The sequence below is a fragment of the Nocardia paucivorans NBRC 100373 genome, from assembly GCF_000308675.1.
Classification (GTDB): Bacteria; Actinomycetota; Actinomycetes; order Mycobacteriales; family Mycobacteriaceae; genus Nocardia; species Nocardia paucivorans.
This window is the reverse complement of sequence record NZ_BAGE01000041.1, coordinates 386,515-401,870: the sequence shown is the minus strand read 5'-3', so window position 1 is coordinate 401,870 and position 15,356 is coordinate 386,515. Positions and strand designations below refer to the sequence as shown.

Annotated in this window: 14 protein-coding genes; 8 read left to right on the top strand and 6 right to left on the bottom strand. The window is 67.9% G+C overall.

All coding sequences use genetic code 11. The annotated features are described in order from the left end of the window. The first annotated feature begins 9 nt into the window (after positions 1-9). The 3 genes from hemE (at position 10) to hemQ (ending at position 3,272) form a co-directional block, all read left to right on the top strand. Positions 10-1,065 carry a uroporphyrinogen decarboxylase gene (hemE, locus tag ON32_RS13365; RefSeq protein WP_040791127.1) on the top strand — a complete coding sequence of 352 codons (1,056 nt, stop codon included), beginning with the start codon at positions 10-12 and terminating at the stop codon, positions 1,063-1,065. 65 nt (positions 1,066-1,130) lie between these two features. Continuing rightward, positions 1,131-2,480, top strand: coding sequence for a protoporphyrinogen oxidase (locus tag ON32_RS13360; RefSeq protein ID WP_040791126.1), 1,350 nt, complete (start codon positions 1,131-1,133; stop codon positions 2,478-2,480). Positions 2,481-2,576: 96 nt separating this feature from the next. Next, positions 2,577-3,272 (top strand): hydrogen peroxide-dependent heme synthase, encoded by a 696-nt coding sequence (gene hemQ, locus ON32_RS13355; protein WP_040791320.1) that lies wholly within the window; start codon positions 2,577-2,579, stop codon positions 3,270-3,272. Positions 3,273-3,374: 102 nt separating this feature from the next. On the opposite strand, the gene msrB is transcribed toward hemQ, so the two are convergent. From msrB to ON32_RS13335, 4 genes are all read right to left on the bottom strand, one after another. Continuing rightward, positions 3,375-3,827 carry a peptide-methionine (R)-S-oxide reductase MsrB gene (gene msrB / locus ON32_RS13350; protein WP_040791125.1) on the bottom strand — a complete coding sequence of 151 codons (453 nt, stop codon included), beginning with the start codon at positions 3,825-3,827 and terminating at the stop codon, positions 3,375-3,377. After that, positions 3,824-5,224: a glycosyltransferase family 87 protein gene (locus ON32_RS13345; RefSeq protein WP_083874438.1), complete on the bottom strand. Its 1,401-nt coding sequence runs from the start codon at positions 5,222-5,224 to the stop codon at positions 3,824-3,826. The genes msrB and ON32_RS13345 overlap by 4 nt, the downstream gene beginning before the upstream one ends. Before the next feature lie 96 nt (positions 5,225-5,320). Next, positions 5,321-6,889, bottom strand: coding sequence for an alpha/beta hydrolase (locus ON32_RS13340; protein ID WP_040791124.1), 1,569 nt, complete (start codon positions 6,887-6,889; stop codon positions 5,321-5,323). Between the two features lie 32 nt (positions 6,890-6,921). Beyond that, positions 6,922-7,683 (bottom strand): pyrimidine reductase family protein, encoded by a 762-nt coding sequence (locus ON32_RS13335; protein WP_040791318.1) that lies wholly within the window; start codon positions 7,681-7,683, stop codon positions 6,922-6,924. 35 nt (positions 7,684-7,718) lie between these two features. On the opposite strand from ON32_RS13335, the gene zapE reads away from it, so the two are divergent. Continuing rightward, a complete protein-coding gene (gene zapE, locus ON32_RS13330; RefSeq protein ID WP_040791123.1) occupies positions 7,719-8,735 on the top strand; it encodes a cell division protein ZapE in 1,017 nt (338 codons plus the stop codon). Positions 8,736-8,899: 164 nt separating this feature from the next. Next, positions 8,900-9,703 carry a tyrosine-protein phosphatase gene (locus tag ON32_RS13325; protein ID WP_040791122.1) on the top strand — a complete coding sequence of 268 codons (804 nt, stop codon included), beginning with the start codon at positions 8,900-8,902 and terminating at the stop codon, positions 9,701-9,703. Here the strand turns inward: ON32_RS13325 and ON32_RS13320 are convergent. Then, entirely contained in the window at positions 9,650-10,255 is a 606-nt protein-coding gene (locus tag ON32_RS13320; protein ID WP_083874436.1) for a GNAT family N-acetyltransferase, read from the bottom strand. The genes ON32_RS13325 and ON32_RS13320 overlap by 54 nt on opposite strands. 143 nt (positions 10,256-10,398) lie before the next feature. On the opposite strand from ON32_RS13320, the gene ON32_RS13315 reads away from it, so the two are divergent. From ON32_RS13315 to ON32_RS13305, 3 genes are all read left to right on the top strand, one after another. Next, entirely contained in the window at positions 10,399-11,928 is a 1,530-nt protein-coding gene (locus ON32_RS13315; RefSeq protein WP_083874434.1) for a flavin-containing monooxygenase, read from the top strand. Positions 11,929-11,935: 7 nt separating this feature from the next. Continuing rightward, on the top strand, positions 11,936-12,850 hold the full coding sequence (locus ON32_RS13310; RefSeq protein WP_040791121.1) for a LysR family transcriptional regulator: 915 nt from the start codon (positions 11,936-11,938) through the stop codon (positions 12,848-12,850). A 141-nt stretch (positions 12,851-12,991) separates the two neighbouring features. Next, positions 12,992-13,951 (top strand): hypothetical protein, encoded by a 960-nt coding sequence (locus tag ON32_RS13305; protein WP_245551011.1) that lies wholly within the window; start codon positions 12,992-12,994, stop codon positions 13,949-13,951. Here ON32_RS13305 and ON32_RS13300 read toward each other — a convergent pair. Then, positions 13,923-15,200, bottom strand: coding sequence for a sigma-70 family RNA polymerase sigma factor (locus tag ON32_RS13300; protein WP_245551010.1), 1,278 nt, complete (start codon positions 15,198-15,200; stop codon positions 13,923-13,925). The genes ON32_RS13305 and ON32_RS13300 overlap by 29 nt on opposite strands. Positions 15,201-15,356: the final 156 nt, after the last annotated feature.

Genomic DNA, 15,356 nt, shown 5'->3' with positions numbered 1-15,356 from the left:
TGAGCGGTGATGAACACTCATACCCGACGCCGGTTGACCGATTCCCCCTTCCTGGCCGCCGCCACCGGCGCCGTACCGAGTCATCGGCCGGTGTGGTTCATGCGCCAGGCTGGCCGGTCACTGCCCGAATACCGTGAGGTCCGCGCCGGTATAGGCATGCTCGAATCCTGTTTCGACCCCGATCTGGTCTGCGAGATCACCATGCAGCCGATCCGTCGGCACGGAGTCGATGCGGCCATCCTGTTCTCCGATATCGTGGTCCCGCTCAAAGCGGCCGGTATCGAGCTCGATATCGCCCCCGGAGTGGGCCCGGTGGTCGCCTCACCCGTCCGCACCGCCGCGGATGTGCGCGCGCTACCGCGGCTGCGGCCCGAAGAGGTCGGTGCGGTCTCCGACGCGGTGGGCCTCCTGACCGACGCGCTCGGCGACACCCCGTTGATCGGATTCGCGGGCGCGCCGTTCACCCTCGCCTCCTATCTGGTCGAAGGCGGCCCGAGCAAACACCATGAGCGCACCAAGGCGATGATGTACGCCGATCCGGAGGCCTGGCACGAACTGCTCGGCGTTCTCACCGATATCACCATCGTGTTCCTGCAGGCGCAGCTGGCGGCCGGGGTGGACGCGATCCAGCTGTTCGACTCCTGGGTCGGGGCGCTGTCGCAGGCCGACTACCGCGCGCATGTGCTGCCGCATTCGGAACGGGTCTTCGCCGAGATCGCCGATGCCGGGGTGCCGCGCATCCACTTCGGGGTGGGCACCGGGGAACTGCTCGGCGCGATGGGGGAGGCGGGCGCCGATGTGGTCGGTGTGGACTGGCGGGTCCCGTTGACCGAGGCGGTACGTCGGGTCGGCCCCGGAAAGGCCTTGCAGGGCAATCTCGATCCCGCGGTGCTGTTCGCCGGTTGGCCCGTGGTGGAGGCGCAAGTACGCCGGATCGTCGCCGAGGCCGATGCCGCGGTGACGATGGGTGCCGCCGGCCATATCTTCAATCTGGGTCACGGGGTGCTGCCGGACACCGATCCCGGTGTGCTGACCGCTTTGGTGCAGTTGGTCCACGAACTCTGATCCGCCGTCGCGGGCCGGCGCCCCGGGGCGTAGGCCGTGGCGGGGACACCGATACGGTTCGAGGTATGAGAATCGCGGTGGTCGGTGGGGGAATCAGCGGGCTCGTCGTGGCCTACCGGTTGCGGGGGTCGTTGGGCGAGTCGGCCGAGATCATGGTGGTGGAAGGCCGGGATCGGGTCGGTGGGGTGCTTCGTACCGGCGAACTCGCGGGTGAACCGTTCGACCTGGGGGCCGAGGCCTTTGTGGGTCGGCGGCCCGAGGTGGGTGACCTCCTGCGTGAACTGGGGTTGGAATCGCAGCTGGTGACACCCGCCGGACTCCGCCCGCTGATCTGGGCCGGAGGGGAGACACATCCGCTTCCGGAACGCACACTGATGGGTATCCCGGCCGGTCCGGAATCGGTTCGGGGATTGGTCGACGCGGAAACCCTGGCGCGTATAGCCGCGGAACCCGACCGTCCCCTCGACTGGCGCCCCGGCGGCGATATCGATGTCTTCGGTCTGGTCGCCGACCGGTTCGGTGCCCAGACCGTCGAACGCAGTGTCGATCCGCTGCTCGGCGGGGTGTACGCGGGAATCTCGTCCTCGATCGGTGTCCGGGCGGCCCTGCCCACCCTGGCCGCCGCGTTGGACCGGGGCGCACCCAGCCTCACCGCGGCGGTGACCGAGGTATTGCCGCCGCCCTCGACGGCCCCCGTGTTCGGGGGTATCCGCGACGGTTACCGCGTACTGCTGGACGCGCTGGCCGAGCGGGCGGCGGCCACGATCGTTCGGTCGACGGCCGTCACCGAATTGACCCGAGCGGGCCGGGGCTGGCAGTTGGATCCGGTCGGCGCGGTGGATGCAGTGGTGCTCGCCACTCCCGCCCCCGTAACCGCCCGACTGCTCCGCGATATCGTTCCCGCCGCCGCCGAGGCCGCCGCCGGGATCGAGTTGTCCTCTTCGGTGGTCGTGGCGTTGGCTCTGCCCCGGGACACCCCGCTTCCGCAGAATTCCGGCATCCTGGTGGCCACCGGAGAAGCCTTGCGGGCCAAGGCGTTCACCCTGTCCAGTCGCAAATGGTCGCATCTGGCGGCCCGGGACACCGCCCTGGTGCGGGCCTCGTTCGGCAAGTTCGGCGACGACGCCCCGTTGTCCTGGTCCGATACCGACCTCGTCGACGCCGCCGCCGCGGATCTGGCGACGGTCACCGGGATCCCGATCACCGTGCTGTCGGCTATCGTGCAACGGTGGCCGGGGGGTCTCGCCCAGTACGCGCCGGGACATACCGAGCGGGTGGCCGATATCGAGTCGGCGGTCGCGGATATCGACGGGCTCGCCGTCACCGGGGCCTATCTGCACGGTGTCGGGGTACCGGCCTGTGTCGCCGCGGCGACCGCGGCGGCCCGGCGGATAGCGACGGCGCTCGTCGGCTGAATCGGCGGATATCCGGTGGTGGATCGCCGGCCGGAGTGGGTCGGCGGAGACGACCGCCGACGAAAGCTCGCGGACCCGCAGTGGCACGATGGGGGTATGGCGCGACTCGATTACCAGGCTCTCAACTCCACCATTCGTTACCTGATGTTCTCGGTGTACCAGGTGCGACCCGGCGTGCTGGGCGACGACCGGGAAGCGGCGACCAAGGAGGCCCGCGCGTTCTTCGACGGTCTCGCCGACCGGGAGGTGGTGGTACGCGGTATCTACGATGTCGCCGGTATGCGGGCCGATGCCGATTTCATGGTGTGGACCCACGCCGAGCGGGTCGAGGACCTGCAGGCGGCGTACGCCGATTTCCGGCGCACCACCGAACTGGGCCGGGCCGCCACCCCGGTGTGGAGCAATACCGCCCTGCACCGGCCCGCCGAGTTCAACAAGAGTCATATCCCCGCCTTCCTCGCGGGTGAGGACCCCGGCGCCTACATCTGTGTCTACCCGTTCGTCCGGTCCTACGAGTGGTACCTGCTGCCCGACGAAGAACGGCGCAAGATGCTCGCCGACCACGGCAAGGCGGCTCGCGGTTACCCGGATGTGCGAGCCAATACGGTGAGTGCGTTCGCGCTCGGCGACTACGAGTGGATCCTCGCCTTCGAGGCGCCGGAACTGCATCGGATCGTCGATCTCATGCGTGATCTGCGGGCCACCGAGGCCCGGTTGCACGTGCGCAAGGAGATCCCGTTCTTCACCGGTCCGCGGGTCGAGATCGAACAGCTCATGGCCGCACTGCCCTGATCCGCCCCACGCCTCCGTGCCGCGCCGACCCCCCGAATTTCGGGGCCGGCGCGACGGGCTCGGCGCATCGTACGGTTTCGCTGCGCGCTACGGCGGAACCGATTATTGCGCCGCGCTGTTCGAGGGGTGCAGTCGCAGTGCGATCGAGTTGATGCAGTAGCGCTTGTCCGTGGGTGTCGGGTACCCCTCACCTTCGAAGACGTGGCCGAGGTGGCTGTGGCAATTCGCGCACAGCACTTCGACCCGGTGCATGCCCAGGGAATTGTCCGGGCGCAGCAGCACCGCGTCGGAATCGGCCGGGTCGAAGAAGGAGGGCCAGCCACAGTGCGAGGCGAACTTCTCCGTACTGCGGAAGAGTTCTGCACCGCACGCTCGGCAGACGTAGATGCCTTCGGTGGTGGTGTCGGTGTATTCGCCGGTGAACGGCCGCTCGGTGGCGGCCTCGCGCAACACCGCGTATTCCATCGGATCCAGCTTCGCCCGCCACTGCTGGGGGGTCAGCCGGATCCGCGGTTCGGGCAGGGAGGTATCGGTCGCGTCCTGGTCGGAGCTCATCCCTCCACGCTAATACGATTCCCGTCGACCGTCGTGGTTCCATAGCGCACCGCATCGGTGCGAGGCGATTGTTCCGACACCCGGGCGGATTCCGGCTTCCCTGTCTCCGGCTCGCCGTCGGGCCGCCGAGCCGATGTGTCGGTCTCGACCCCCGCAACGCGGGAATCCGGCGCCGTGACCATCCAGGGTTGGTCGAGCTGCGGCAGCCGGCCGCTGCGGCGAGCGGCCAGATAACGATCGCCCAGGACGCAGAACACCACGATCAGCATCAGACCCCAACCGAAGGTGATCCGCAGATACTCCAGGTTGCGGCCGACATCCGGCCATCGGTCCGACAGCCATTTGTCATAGGACATGAAACCGAAGACCGCCAGCCAGGCCGGCCAGTTGCGCAGTACCGAATTGCGCAGCACAACCGACATGAGGAACGGGAACAGCAGCATCGAGTAGTACATCTGGCCCAGCGACGACAGCAACCAGGACGCGATGAGCAGCACCCCGGAGGACGTGGTCACGAAGAACAGTTCGTCGTGTCGGTAGTAGCGGTAGAGCAGCCACAGTGTGACCGCGACCATGGCGGCCATACTCAGACGGATACCCCAGGTGAGCCAGGACGGCAGACCATAGTACTCGGCGTTGCCGACGATGGCGCTGTTGAAGTAGTCCCGCGATTCGAGCAGATACGGCAACGTATGGATGAAGAACTGTTCCGGGTCCTTAGACAGTGGCCAGGCGACCGCGGTCAGGACGAGCGGCACCGCGATCGCCGTGACGAACACTCCCCACTGTTTACGCACCGCCACGATCAGCAGCAGCGGCGCGAGGGTGGGTTTCACCGCGATGGTCAATCCGAGCACCGCTCCCGCCCACAGATCACGCCGACGTAGCAGCAACAGCAAGAAGATCATCTCGGCCAGCAGCAGGCAGCCGTTGACATTGGTGAACACCAATGTGTTGATGACCGTCTCGGACATGAACATCGCCAACAGCAGCGCGGGCGCGGCGACCGAGCGCATCGTGTAGTCGAACAACCGCAGCAGCAGATACCACGCGATCAGGATCGCGATCGCATTGAGCAGAATGAACAACCACCGCGACTTCTCGTAATCGATCACGGCGATCGGCGCGATCAGCAGGGTGCCGCTCGGGGGGTACAGGTAGTGCGGATCGACGGAGTCGAAATTCGCAGTGTACACCGGACGACCGTTGAGGAACTCGAATGAGGCCGCGTAGACGGGCTTGTAGTCGTCGGTGATGAAACCGTTGACAGCCTTGATGAAAACACGGTTCAGCACGGTCATGACCGCCAGCGGCCATAGTGCGAACTTGAGCACGTCAGCGGTGGTACGAGCTGTCCGGGGCTCGAGCTGTCTTAGGAGCACTGGGGCACGGTACACCGAACGTGCTCCGGTGTTGCCGTGGCCCCACCCGATTTGCGCTCCGAGCGGGGGGTTCGCCGCCGCTCGGAGCGCAAACTCGTCCAAGTGTTCCGGTCAGGCGGGGCAGGCGGTTCCGTCGCCGGGGAGCCGGGCCTCGTTCAGGTAGTCGACGACGGCCCGCTGGGCGCATCCGGAATGTGTGCTGACCGGATGCCCCCACCCCTGCCAGACCATGGTGGCATGGCGGGCGCCGGCGGTGCCGAGCCGACCGGTCACCGAGGCCTGTCCGGCGCCGCTCACCGGATCGGCGACACCGGCCAACACCAGAACGGGCAGGTCCAGCTTCTCCGGGGCGGGGGGCGGTTCGCTGGCCGGCCAGGCCGAGCAGGTCAGCAATGCCAGCGCGGTGGCGCGGCCGAACGCCGGATACTTTTCTCCCCAGGTCTCGGCCAGTTGGCCGGCCTGGGTGGGGGTTGGCGGTCGGAAGGTGTCGGTGCATCGGTTGACGAACTGGCCGTCGGAGGCGCGGGCGGCGTTCTCCCGCTCGATCAGGGCGGTGAGCGGACCGAGGTCCTCGCGGTCGGCCGCCGACAGGGCATCGGCCAGCGTGGTGGTTCGGGTCGCCTGATCGGCTCGGGGGTCGCCGAGGAATCCGGTCACCGCGGTCACTACCGCATTGGCCGAGATATCGCCGAGTTGCCCGGCCTCCGCCTTGCGGATCAGCGCGATCACCGCCCCACGCGGATCGGGGCCGAGGGAACAGCCCACGCCCACGCATCGTTGTGCGAAGGCGGTCAGTGCGGCCTCCGCCCCCTGAACCTGCTGTTCGGCCTGTGTCACCGCATCGGCGCCGACCGCGGCGGGGGAGTCGAGAATCAGCCGGGTCAGATGCTCACCGTATTTACGCGCGTACTCGAGCGCGACGCGGCCGCCGTCGCCGGTGCCGAGCAGCGCGATGTGCTCGACCTCCCACTGCTTGCGCAGTTGATCGATATCGTCGGCTGCGTGGGCGGCGTCGAAGGTGCCGTCGTAGGGCTGCAGGAAGTCCCGGCAGGCGATGGTGGCGTCCTGGCCGAGTTCGGTCAGTGCGCCGGCCGGGTTGCCGCCGGGCGCGAACTGAGCGTTGTCCTGCATTCCGCGGCGGATATCCGCCGTCAGACAATCGATGGCCTGGGAACTGCCGATGCCCCGGCGGTCCACGGCGACGATGGGCCGCTCGGTCAGGAGCTGGTTCGTCTGCGCCCCGGCCGTCGCGACCAGCCCGGCCAGGGTGGCCGTGGAGGACAGATCGCTCCCGGAGGTCAGGATCAGCGGCGCGGTATCGGGCGGGGTCTGCGGGAGCCGGGCGCGGACCGCGCCGGTGCGGAAGGAACCGAGCACGGTGCCGGCGGTATCGATGGGGGTTTGGTACTCCGCGCAGTCCAGCACCACGCCCTGCGGCGCCGGGCCGAGCCCGAGCCGATCGAAGGTCGGCTGGGTGCATTCCTGCCAGGCGAGGTCTTTCTTCGGCACTTCCGGCGCGGGCGGCGGAGCCTGTTCCGTACGGGCGGGACCGCCGGGGGCCGGCGGCCGTTCGACGGCGACATGGGGCCGGTCGGAGGGACCGGCGCCACATCCGGCGATGACGATCGACAGTGCCAGGGCGAGTACCGACGGCGGCACCACGGTCCGAGTCCAGCGCATGCGCTACAGCCTGCCAGGTCCGCGTTCGTCTTTCACGAACGGACCCAACGGGTGAGCACCGTTCCGTCGCTGTCGTAGATCAGATCGTCGAGTCGCATCGGCATGCGGAACTCCACCTGCGAGACCGAAATTCGCATCGAGGTACCGCCCGTCAACACCGGTGCGGTGGTCAGACACAGTTCGTCCACCAGATCGGCGGTGAGCAGTTGGCCGAACAGCCGCGGCCCACCTTCGCACAGCACCCGCCGCAGTCCACGCGCCGCGAGCAGATCGATGACCGCGTGCGGGGTGATCTCCCGTTCGCCGGCGATGATCACCTCGGCGCCGGCGGCGGTGAATTCCTTGCGCCGTTCCTCGGAGGCCGCGGCGGTGGTCAGGATCAGCGGTGGGGTCGTCGCCTCGGCGAACAGCCGGCCGGTGGGGTCCAGGGCACCGAATGCGGTCACCACCGCGATCGGCGGCGCAGTGCCCGTGGGATGTCCCCCGAAACCCTGCTCGAACAGCCACCGGCGGAAGACCTCGTCGGTCCGCGCGCCGCCGTAGTTCTCCGCTCGAACGGTACCTGCGCCCACCAGCACCACATCGGCCAGTTCACGCAACAACCCGAACACCCGTTTGTCCGCCGGGGTGCCGAATCCACCCGTGCGGCCCGCGCTGGTGGCGGCACCATCGATGCTGGAGACGAAATTGACCCGCACCCAGGGTTGCCCGAGACGGGCGGGATAGGCGTAACGCGCGGCGAGTTCCTCGTCGTCGAGGTCTGTGAGCTGAATCGCATTGGGCATACGCTGCATGGGGACAGCACACACCACGTCTTTAGGCTACGTCCATGCTGCAACGTCTCGTCGATCGTCATCCCGAGGTGCCGGCCGATCGGTTGGTCGCCCAGATGGTGCCGCCACCCATGTTCGACGAGGTCAGTTTCGACTCCTACATCCCCGATCCGAAGGAACCGAGCCAAGCCGCCGCCGTGGCCGCCGGGCGCGCGTTCTCCGCGAAGGTGGCCGCCATCCACAAGGCCGCGCACAAGAAGACCTTCTTCGGTAAGAAGAAGCAGGTCACCGGAGCCGGTCTGTACCTGGACGGCGGGTTCGGCGTGGGCAAGACACACCTGCTGGCATCGATCTTCCACAGCGCTCCCGCCCCGAAATCCTTCGGTACCTTCGGCGAGCTCACCAACCTCGTCGGCGCCCTCGGGTTCGGTAATGCGGTGCAGCGGTTGTCCGCCAACAGTGTGCTGTGCATCGACGAGTTCGAACTGGACGATCCGGGCGACACCATGCTGGTGTCGCGGCTGCTGACCGAGCTGTCCGCGAGCGGTGTCTCCATCGCCGCCACCTCCAACACCTTGCCGGGGCAGTTGGGGGAGGGTCGGTTCGCCGCCCAGGACTTCATGCGCGAGATCAAGAAACTGGGGTCGATCTTCGAAACCGTCCGTGTGGACGGTCCCGACTACCGGCACCGCGACCTGCCTCCCGCTCCCGAACCGAGCCTCCCGGAGCAGCTCGCCGAACGTGCCGAGACCACCCCCGGGGCCACCCTGGACGATTTCGACGAACTGCTGCGTCATCTGAGCACCCTGCATCCGTCCAAGTACGGCGCTCTGATCGAGGGGGTCTCGGCGGTTTTCGTCTCCGGCGTGCATCCGGTGGTCGACCAGGCGGTGGCGCTGCGGATCGTGGTGCTGGCCGACCGGCTCTACGACGCGGGGGTGCCGGTGACGGTCTCCGGCGCCAAGCTCGACGAGATCTTCTCCCAGGAGATGCTCGACGGCGGCTATCGGAAGAAGTACCTGCGCGCCATCTCCCGGTTGCTGGCCCTGTCGCGTTTCGAGGTCGCGGCCTGATCGTCGCGGGGCCGCGTGTGGCGGCACGGCCGGCGGAGCACCGACGATCCGCGGTACGACATCGAACGACGCGCCGTATTCGAGTTGACCGCGCCGCCTGCCCTTGATTTGCTGAGTCCGGAGTTCATGGGTGCCGGCCGGTCTTGTCGAGGGGAGCTTCCGCCATGGTCCGTCGTTCGACACGTATCCCGCTCGCCGTGCTCACCGGGACGATGCTCGTCTTCGGCCCGGTGGTCGTTCCGGGGCAGGCCGAGCCGACCGCGGCGTCGAGTCCGCTCGCGTTCGAACGGTCGCTGCGATTGGCGGGCGCGGTCAATGCCCGAGATATCGGCGGCTATCGCACCATCGACGGGCGCACCGTTCGCACCGGAGTGGTGTACCGGGCCGATCAACTGAACAAACTCACCCCCGCCGACCTGGCCGAACTATCCCGCCGACAGGTGCGTGAGATCGATGATCTGCGCACCGTCTACGAGCGCGCGCTCGCCCCGGATCGGGTTCCCACCGGTGCGCACGACAACTGGTACGACGTGGTCGGGGAGACCCCGTTACCGCAACTGATGTCCAGTCTGGCCGGTGGTCCGGAGATGTATCGCGCCTTCATCACCGCCCCTGGCGCCAATCGAGCGGTGGCGGCGGTGTTGCGTGATGTCATCGACAACGGCCGAAACGGTGACGCGGTGCTGTTCCACTGCACGGCGGGTAAGGACCGCACGGGCTGGGTGGCCGCGGTATTGCTGACCCTGCTCGGGGTCGACCGGGACACGGTGGTCGAGGACTATCTGCTGTCCAACCATTATCGCGGCGCCGATCCGGGCGATCTGCTGGGCGGGGTCGACAAGTCCTGGCTGGAGGCCGCGTTCGACCAGGCCACCGCGACCTATGGTGGTTTCGAGCGCTATGTGCGCGACGGTCTAAGGCTGTCGGCCGCCGATATCGCGGCGCTGCGCGAGGTCATGCTGGTCTGAACGGCTCGGATCGGTCGCTCGGAACACCAACCGCAGCACGTGGTCGTGGTGCACCTGCCGGCCGACCGTGAAGGTTCGGGTGCCCACCCGTTCGAACCCGTGTTTGGCGTAGAAACGCTGGGCGCGCAGATTCGATTGGTTCACCCCCAGCCAGGCAGCCGCGTACCCGGCCGCGCGCGCCTGCTCCAGTGCGGCGTGCATGAGCGCGGTGGAGACCCCGGTGCCGTGATGTCCGGGTAACACGTACATCTTGTTGATCTCCACGACCGGGTCCACGTTCACGGCGGCGGCCAGTTCCGGGTCGTCGGGCGGGCCGTCGTGCAACATGGCGTAACCGACGATCTCCCCGTCGTCGATCGCCTTGAGCACGGTCCACGCCGGATCGGACAGGTAGTCGCCGAACCGCTCGGCCGACAGCGCCTCCGTGACGTAGAGCCCGATATCGTCCGAGGTCGCCTCGGGCGGGCAGGCCAGCGGGAAGGTGGTGGTGGCGATATCGCTGAGCTCCTCGGCATCCCAGAGCCCGGCGCGATCGACGGTGACGGTCGCCATACGACCATGAGAACACACCCCCGCCGGCGGGGCACGTACGGTTCGGCCGCGGTCCCATCGGCGTCGATCGGATCATCCGATGCGATGACCGCTTCGAGACGCCGGCTTTGCCGACGGGCCCGAGGCCCGTAATCTCTCGTCGCATGAGGAGCGGGAACCGCGTCGTTGTCGTCGGTGCGGGTATCGCAGGTCTGGCCTGCGCGAAAGTCCTGAGTGAGGACGGGTTTGCGGTCGAGGTGTTCGAACGGGCACCCGATATCGGCGGCGTGTGGAGCGAGACCCGCCGTTACCCGGGCCTACGGGCACAGAGCAGCAAGCACACCTACCACTTCTCCGACCATCCGATGCCCGCCGATTACCCGGTGGTGCCGGACGGTCGGCAGATGCGGGAATACCTGCGCGACTACGCGCACCGGTTCGGGATCGCCGACCGGGTGCGGTTGCGCACCGAGGTGGTGGCCGCCGACCCGGTGGACGGCGGGTGGTTGCTCGAGATCCGCGACGCCACCGGTGTGCACCGCGCCTCCTGCGACCACCTGGTGATCGCCAATGGCGTGTTCAGCGATCCGGCGATGCCCGATTTCGAGGGTGCGACGGAGTACCTGCGTGCCGGGGGCCAGTTGGGGCATTCCTCGCAGTTCCTGGATCTCGAGGCGGTGCGCGGTCGATCGGTGGTGGTGGTCGGCTACGGCGCGGCGGCCTGCGAAGTGGCCGAGGCCATCGGCCCCGTCGCGGCCGCCACCACCGTGGTGGCCCGGCGACTGCGGTGGAAGGTGCCGCGCCGACCGGCCCGCGGCTTCGATTTCGAGCGGTTGCTGCTGACCAGGCTGGGCGAGGCGCATTTCCGGCACCCCGAACCCGGTCGTTTCCAGCGGTTCCTGCACGGGCCGGGCAACTCGTTCCGCGTGAGCAACCTCGACCTGGTCGAGGCACTGGTGGCCGAGCGCTCCGGCGCGGCGCGGCTGGGCCTGGTTCCGGCGCAGCGATTCGAGGAAGCCGCCGCCGAGGCCGGTTTCGGTTTGTCCTCCGCGGGTTTTGTCGAGCAGGTCGCGGCGGGGCGGATCCGGGTGCTCGGTGATACCACCGTCACCGCTCTGGGTGCGGGCCCCGACGGACCGGTCGCCCGGTTGTCGACCGGGGAGCGGATACCCGCCGATATCGTCGCCTGCGCCACCGGGTTCCGGCAGCGAGTGCCGTTCCTGACCCCGTATGTGCAGCGGCAGCTGACCGACGAGCACGGCAACTTTCGCTTGTACCGCCAGATCCTGCCCCTGGATGTGCCGCATCTGACCTTCGCGGGCTACAGCTCCTCCCTGTTGAGCACCGTGGCCGCGGAGGTCGGCGCGCACTGGACCTCGGCTCTGCTCACCGGTGATCTGCGGTTGCCGCCCATGGACGCCATGCGTGAGCAGGTCGACCGGCGACTGCAATGGATGGAGGAGTTCACCGGCGGCCGGCATGCCCACGGCACCTCGGTGGCGCCGTACTCCATCCGGGATATCGACGAGCTGATGGCCGATCTGGGGGTCCGGCTGCCGTTCTCCGCCCGTTTCGCCCAATGGTTCCGCCCGGTTCGCCCTGCTGCCTATCAGATCGTCGCCGGACGCCGCCGTACCCGGGTGGGGTCGGCCTCGCCGGTGGATTCGGTGACCGGGCCCGCACCGCATATGTGATACCGGCGTGCCCGATCCCGATCTGAACCTCTTGGTGGCGCTGCATGCTCTGTTGGAGACCAACAGCGTCACCCGTGCCGCCGAACGGTTGGGCACCTCACCACCAGCCATGAGCCGCACCCTGGCCCGGTTGCGCCGGGTGTACGGCGACCCGCTGCTGGTGCGGGCGGGTAGACAGCTGGTGCCGACCCCACGCGCCCTGGAACTGCGCACCGAGGTGAGCGCTCTGGTCGAGCAGGGACGTGCCCTGCTCGCACCTCCGGATACCGTCGACCCCAGGGCGCTCACCCGGGGGTTCACGCTGTATGTGGAGGACACGGTGCTGCCCGAACTGGTCGCACCGTTGTTGGCCGCGGTGCAGGAGCGGGCGCCCGGGGTGACACTGCGATTCGTCCCGGCCGATGCGGTCGGTCCGGGAGCGCTCCGGGACGGTCGTATCGATGTGGAGGTCGGGGTGATCGAACGAGCCGATCCGCAGACCCGGATCGAACGCGTGCGTGGAGACCGGTGGATCGGTGTGGCCACCCCCGACCATCCGCTGGTCACCGGGCGGGTTACGGTGGCCGCGTACGCGGCCACCGCGCATATCAGTGTGTCCCGGCGCGGAGTCGCCCGCGGACCCATCGACGATCGGCTGGCCCTGCACGGCCGCACCCGTCGGGTGGTGGCCACGGTGCCCGATCTGACCACGGCCCTGTTCGCGGTCCGCTCGGGGGCGGTCGTCTGCCCGGCCCCCGCCTCGGTGGTCGGCAGCACGCTGCCCGCATTCGGCCTGTGCCCCTTCGAGATTCCGCTGCCGCTGCCGGAGATCACCATTTCCCTGGCCTGGCATCCCCGCAATACTCCCGATCCGGCACATGCCTGGCTGCGTACGCTGATTCGCTCGATTCTCGTCTCCGGTGCGAAAACAGCCGAATCGTGACCCAATATGGGTTCCTGGTACATCCCATATGGGTAACTCCCTGGCGGGAAGGGTAGCGAGTTCCCGGTGGTTTGACGCACTCTGGGAGTGCGGGCTGTGGCAGGTCGTTCGGCAGTAGGTATGGGTTAGGTGGGTGGTCGCGTGCAGACGACGCAGCGGACAGAGGTTTTTTGCGGACGTCAGAGCCTGCCGGCCGATCTGGGAATCGCCGAACGCCCGGAATATGCGAGACCGACCGAGGACACGGGATCCGGTTACGGCTGCCGCTGTTCCCGATGTGTTGCCGCGCAATGGGATGTACAGCGGCTCAAGTACTGGCTGGTGGGTCGGTTGCTCGACTTCGGCGCCGACGAGGCGGTGGTGGATCGGGGCATCGATGCGATGACCGTCGACGTCTACTGGCGAAAAGGTGAGCGCGAGTACGCGATCGAGGTTCGTAGTGGGCCCTTGGCCCAGCAGGCGTCGGCCGAGCACACCGCTCGATTGCGGGCCCTCGGCTTCAGCGGGGTGCTGTGGTTGTGCGCCCCGGGATTCTGGGTGACCCGGCTACCGGCACTCGGCCTCGCCGATCTGGCGCCGATCTCCGGTGACTATCGCGTGGTGAGCGGAATGCTCGAGCTCGGTGTCGCCGGGGTGGTGGTGCCTCGGACGGAACCTTATGAACTGCGCGAGTTTCTGCGCGGGTGGGTGACCGGTTCGATCGCGTGGGGATATTGCGACGAGTCGAGAAAAGGATGGGCAAGCGTGACCGACTGGGAGCAGCACACCGGCACCCAGGCGCGGATGTTGGCGCAACAGCATCAGGAACTGCTGAACCAGCGGATGGCCTTGGCCGTGGTCCGAAAGACGTTGCGGGAGCGGACGAAACAGGTGTCAACGCTGCAGGCCCGACTGGAGAGCACGCGACAGTTCGCTCAGGAGCAGGCGGACAAACTGGCTTTGGTGAATCGGAAACTCGCCGATCACTATCGGGTCGACAATGCGTATCGGGCGACCATCCAGCGGTTGCATCGCACGATCGACAACTGGCAGCTGATCACGGTGTGTGCCCTGCTGCTGTTGCTGGTGTTCATTACGGCGGCGGTGGTGCTGCAGCGCTGAATCCGAGGGCCGTGCCGTCGGTTCGATCCGCGGTCGCGCTCAGGCGGAACGGCCCCCGATCCCACCGCCATTGGTGCCGCAGGACGAGCGTGGCCAAATCGAGTAGTTCGAGCCCGGTTTCCTCGCGCACCCGTCGCAGTGCCGACCAGCGCAACGGCCCCTCGGCGAGCAGCTCGATCAATCGGGATTCGATATCGGCGGCGACGGGACGAGCGCACAGTTCGGTGACGCCGAGGGCGCTGCCGGTCCAGATCAGCCAGCCCCAGCCGTTGTCGTGGGCATAGGCGCGGGCCGCCGCGGAACGGGCCCGATTCAGCTGGAAAGCGATATGGCCGAGCGGCTGGACATCGATCAGCACCCGCCGACCGTCGTGGAGTTCGGCGACGAGGGTGGGGAAGTGGATTCGCTCGACGCCGTCGAGACGGTAGAGGACCGCCTCGGGATATTCCTGAAAGGTGCGCACCCGTTCGTCGCTGTTGAGTATCCGCAACAGTCGGGCCTCCAGACCCGAGTCGAAACCGACATCGCGGCCGAGTTTGGCCAGATAGAAGTGGCCGCGGCCATCGTCGTCGAGGTCGAGGGTGCGGGCGGGGCCGGTGGGTAGCGGGGCGGGCGCGGCGGCATCGTCGGGCCAGTCGACGCGCTGCGGCCACGGGTTCGGTGGTCCGGCGGGTTCCGGAAGCTCGTGCAACCGGGTCAGCCTATGGTTGGTTTTCCGCCGCCACGCCGCGATGCGCTGGGTGACGTAACCGGCCACCCGCTTCGCATCGGCGGCCGTATGCCCGGCCAAGCGCAGTTTCAGATACGAGAGGTCGTTGACCGCGATATCGGTGTCGGTGGCATAGGTTTCGGCGAGCAGGGCCCGGGTCAGTTGGGAATCCCGGGCGGTGACCGGATAGCGTCGCGCGTACTCCGGCACCGGCAATCTGCCCGTGTGGGCGGCATACCGAAGAAGTTCCCCGACGGCCTTGGTGTGCAGCTGGCGGGCCCGGTCGCGGGAGAAATCGAAGCGGGCGCCGATTCGGGTGAGGGTTTCCGGACGGTCGCCGGAGATACCGAGCCGTAGATCGAGGATGATGGCGGCGCGTTCGCGTTCCGTGCCGTATTCGGCGACGAGTTCGGCCAGGCGTTCCACGCAGTCCTCCGGGCCGAACGAGACATCCGTACGTAGATCGTCCACCAGGCCCGCGGCCGAATCCTCCGCCGCCTCGTCGGGCGTTTCGGCGCGAGGGCCGATCGTTTCCGCCACCACCACAGACTTCCTGTCGGGACCGAGCGCCCCCGGTCGGCTCCACCACTGTCCGGAGTCAGCCTAATCGGCATGACCGACCATCGGCCCGTCGACAAACCGCGCGGCCGGGTAAGGGTGGTGGCCATCCGGGCCCGAGAGCGATTTCCGATTGTC

Excerpts from the sequence above, each read along its gene's own strand:
- hemE (WP_040791127.1), top strand. The coding sequence starts at position 10 with ATGAACACTCATACCCGACGCCGGTTGACCGATTCCCCCTTCCTGGCC.
- ON32_RS13360 (WP_040791126.1), top strand. The coding sequence starts at position 1,131 with ATGAGAATCGCGGTGGTCGGTGGGGGAATCAGCGGGCTCGTCGTGGCC.
- hemQ (WP_040791320.1), top strand. The coding sequence starts at position 2,577 with ATGGCGCGACTCGATTACCAGGCTCTCAACTCCACCATTCGTTACCTG.
- msrB (WP_040791125.1), bottom strand. The coding sequence starts at position 3,827 with ATGAGCTCCGACCAGGACGCGACCGATACCTCCCTGCCCGAACCGCGG.
- ON32_RS13340 (WP_040791124.1), bottom strand. The coding sequence starts at position 6,889 with ATGCGCTGGACTCGGACCGTGGTGCCGCCGTCGGTACTCGCCCTGGCA.
- ON32_RS13335 (WP_040791318.1), bottom strand. The coding sequence starts at position 7,683 with ATGCAGCGTATGCCCAATGCGATTCAGCTCACAGACCTCGACGACGAG.
- zapE (WP_040791123.1), top strand. The coding sequence starts at position 7,719 with ATGCTGCAACGTCTCGTCGATCGTCATCCCGAGGTGCCGGCCGATCGG.
- ON32_RS13325 (WP_040791122.1), top strand. The coding sequence starts at position 8,900 with ATGGTCCGTCGTTCGACACGTATCCCGCTCGCCGTGCTCACCGGGACG.
- ON32_RS13320 (WP_083874436.1), bottom strand. The coding sequence starts at position 10,255 with ATGGCGACCGTCACCGTCGATCGCGCCGGGCTCTGGGATGCCGAGGAG.
- ON32_RS13315 (WP_083874434.1), top strand. The coding sequence starts at position 10,399 with ATGAGGAGCGGGAACCGCGTCGTTGTCGTCGGTGCGGGTATCGCAGGT.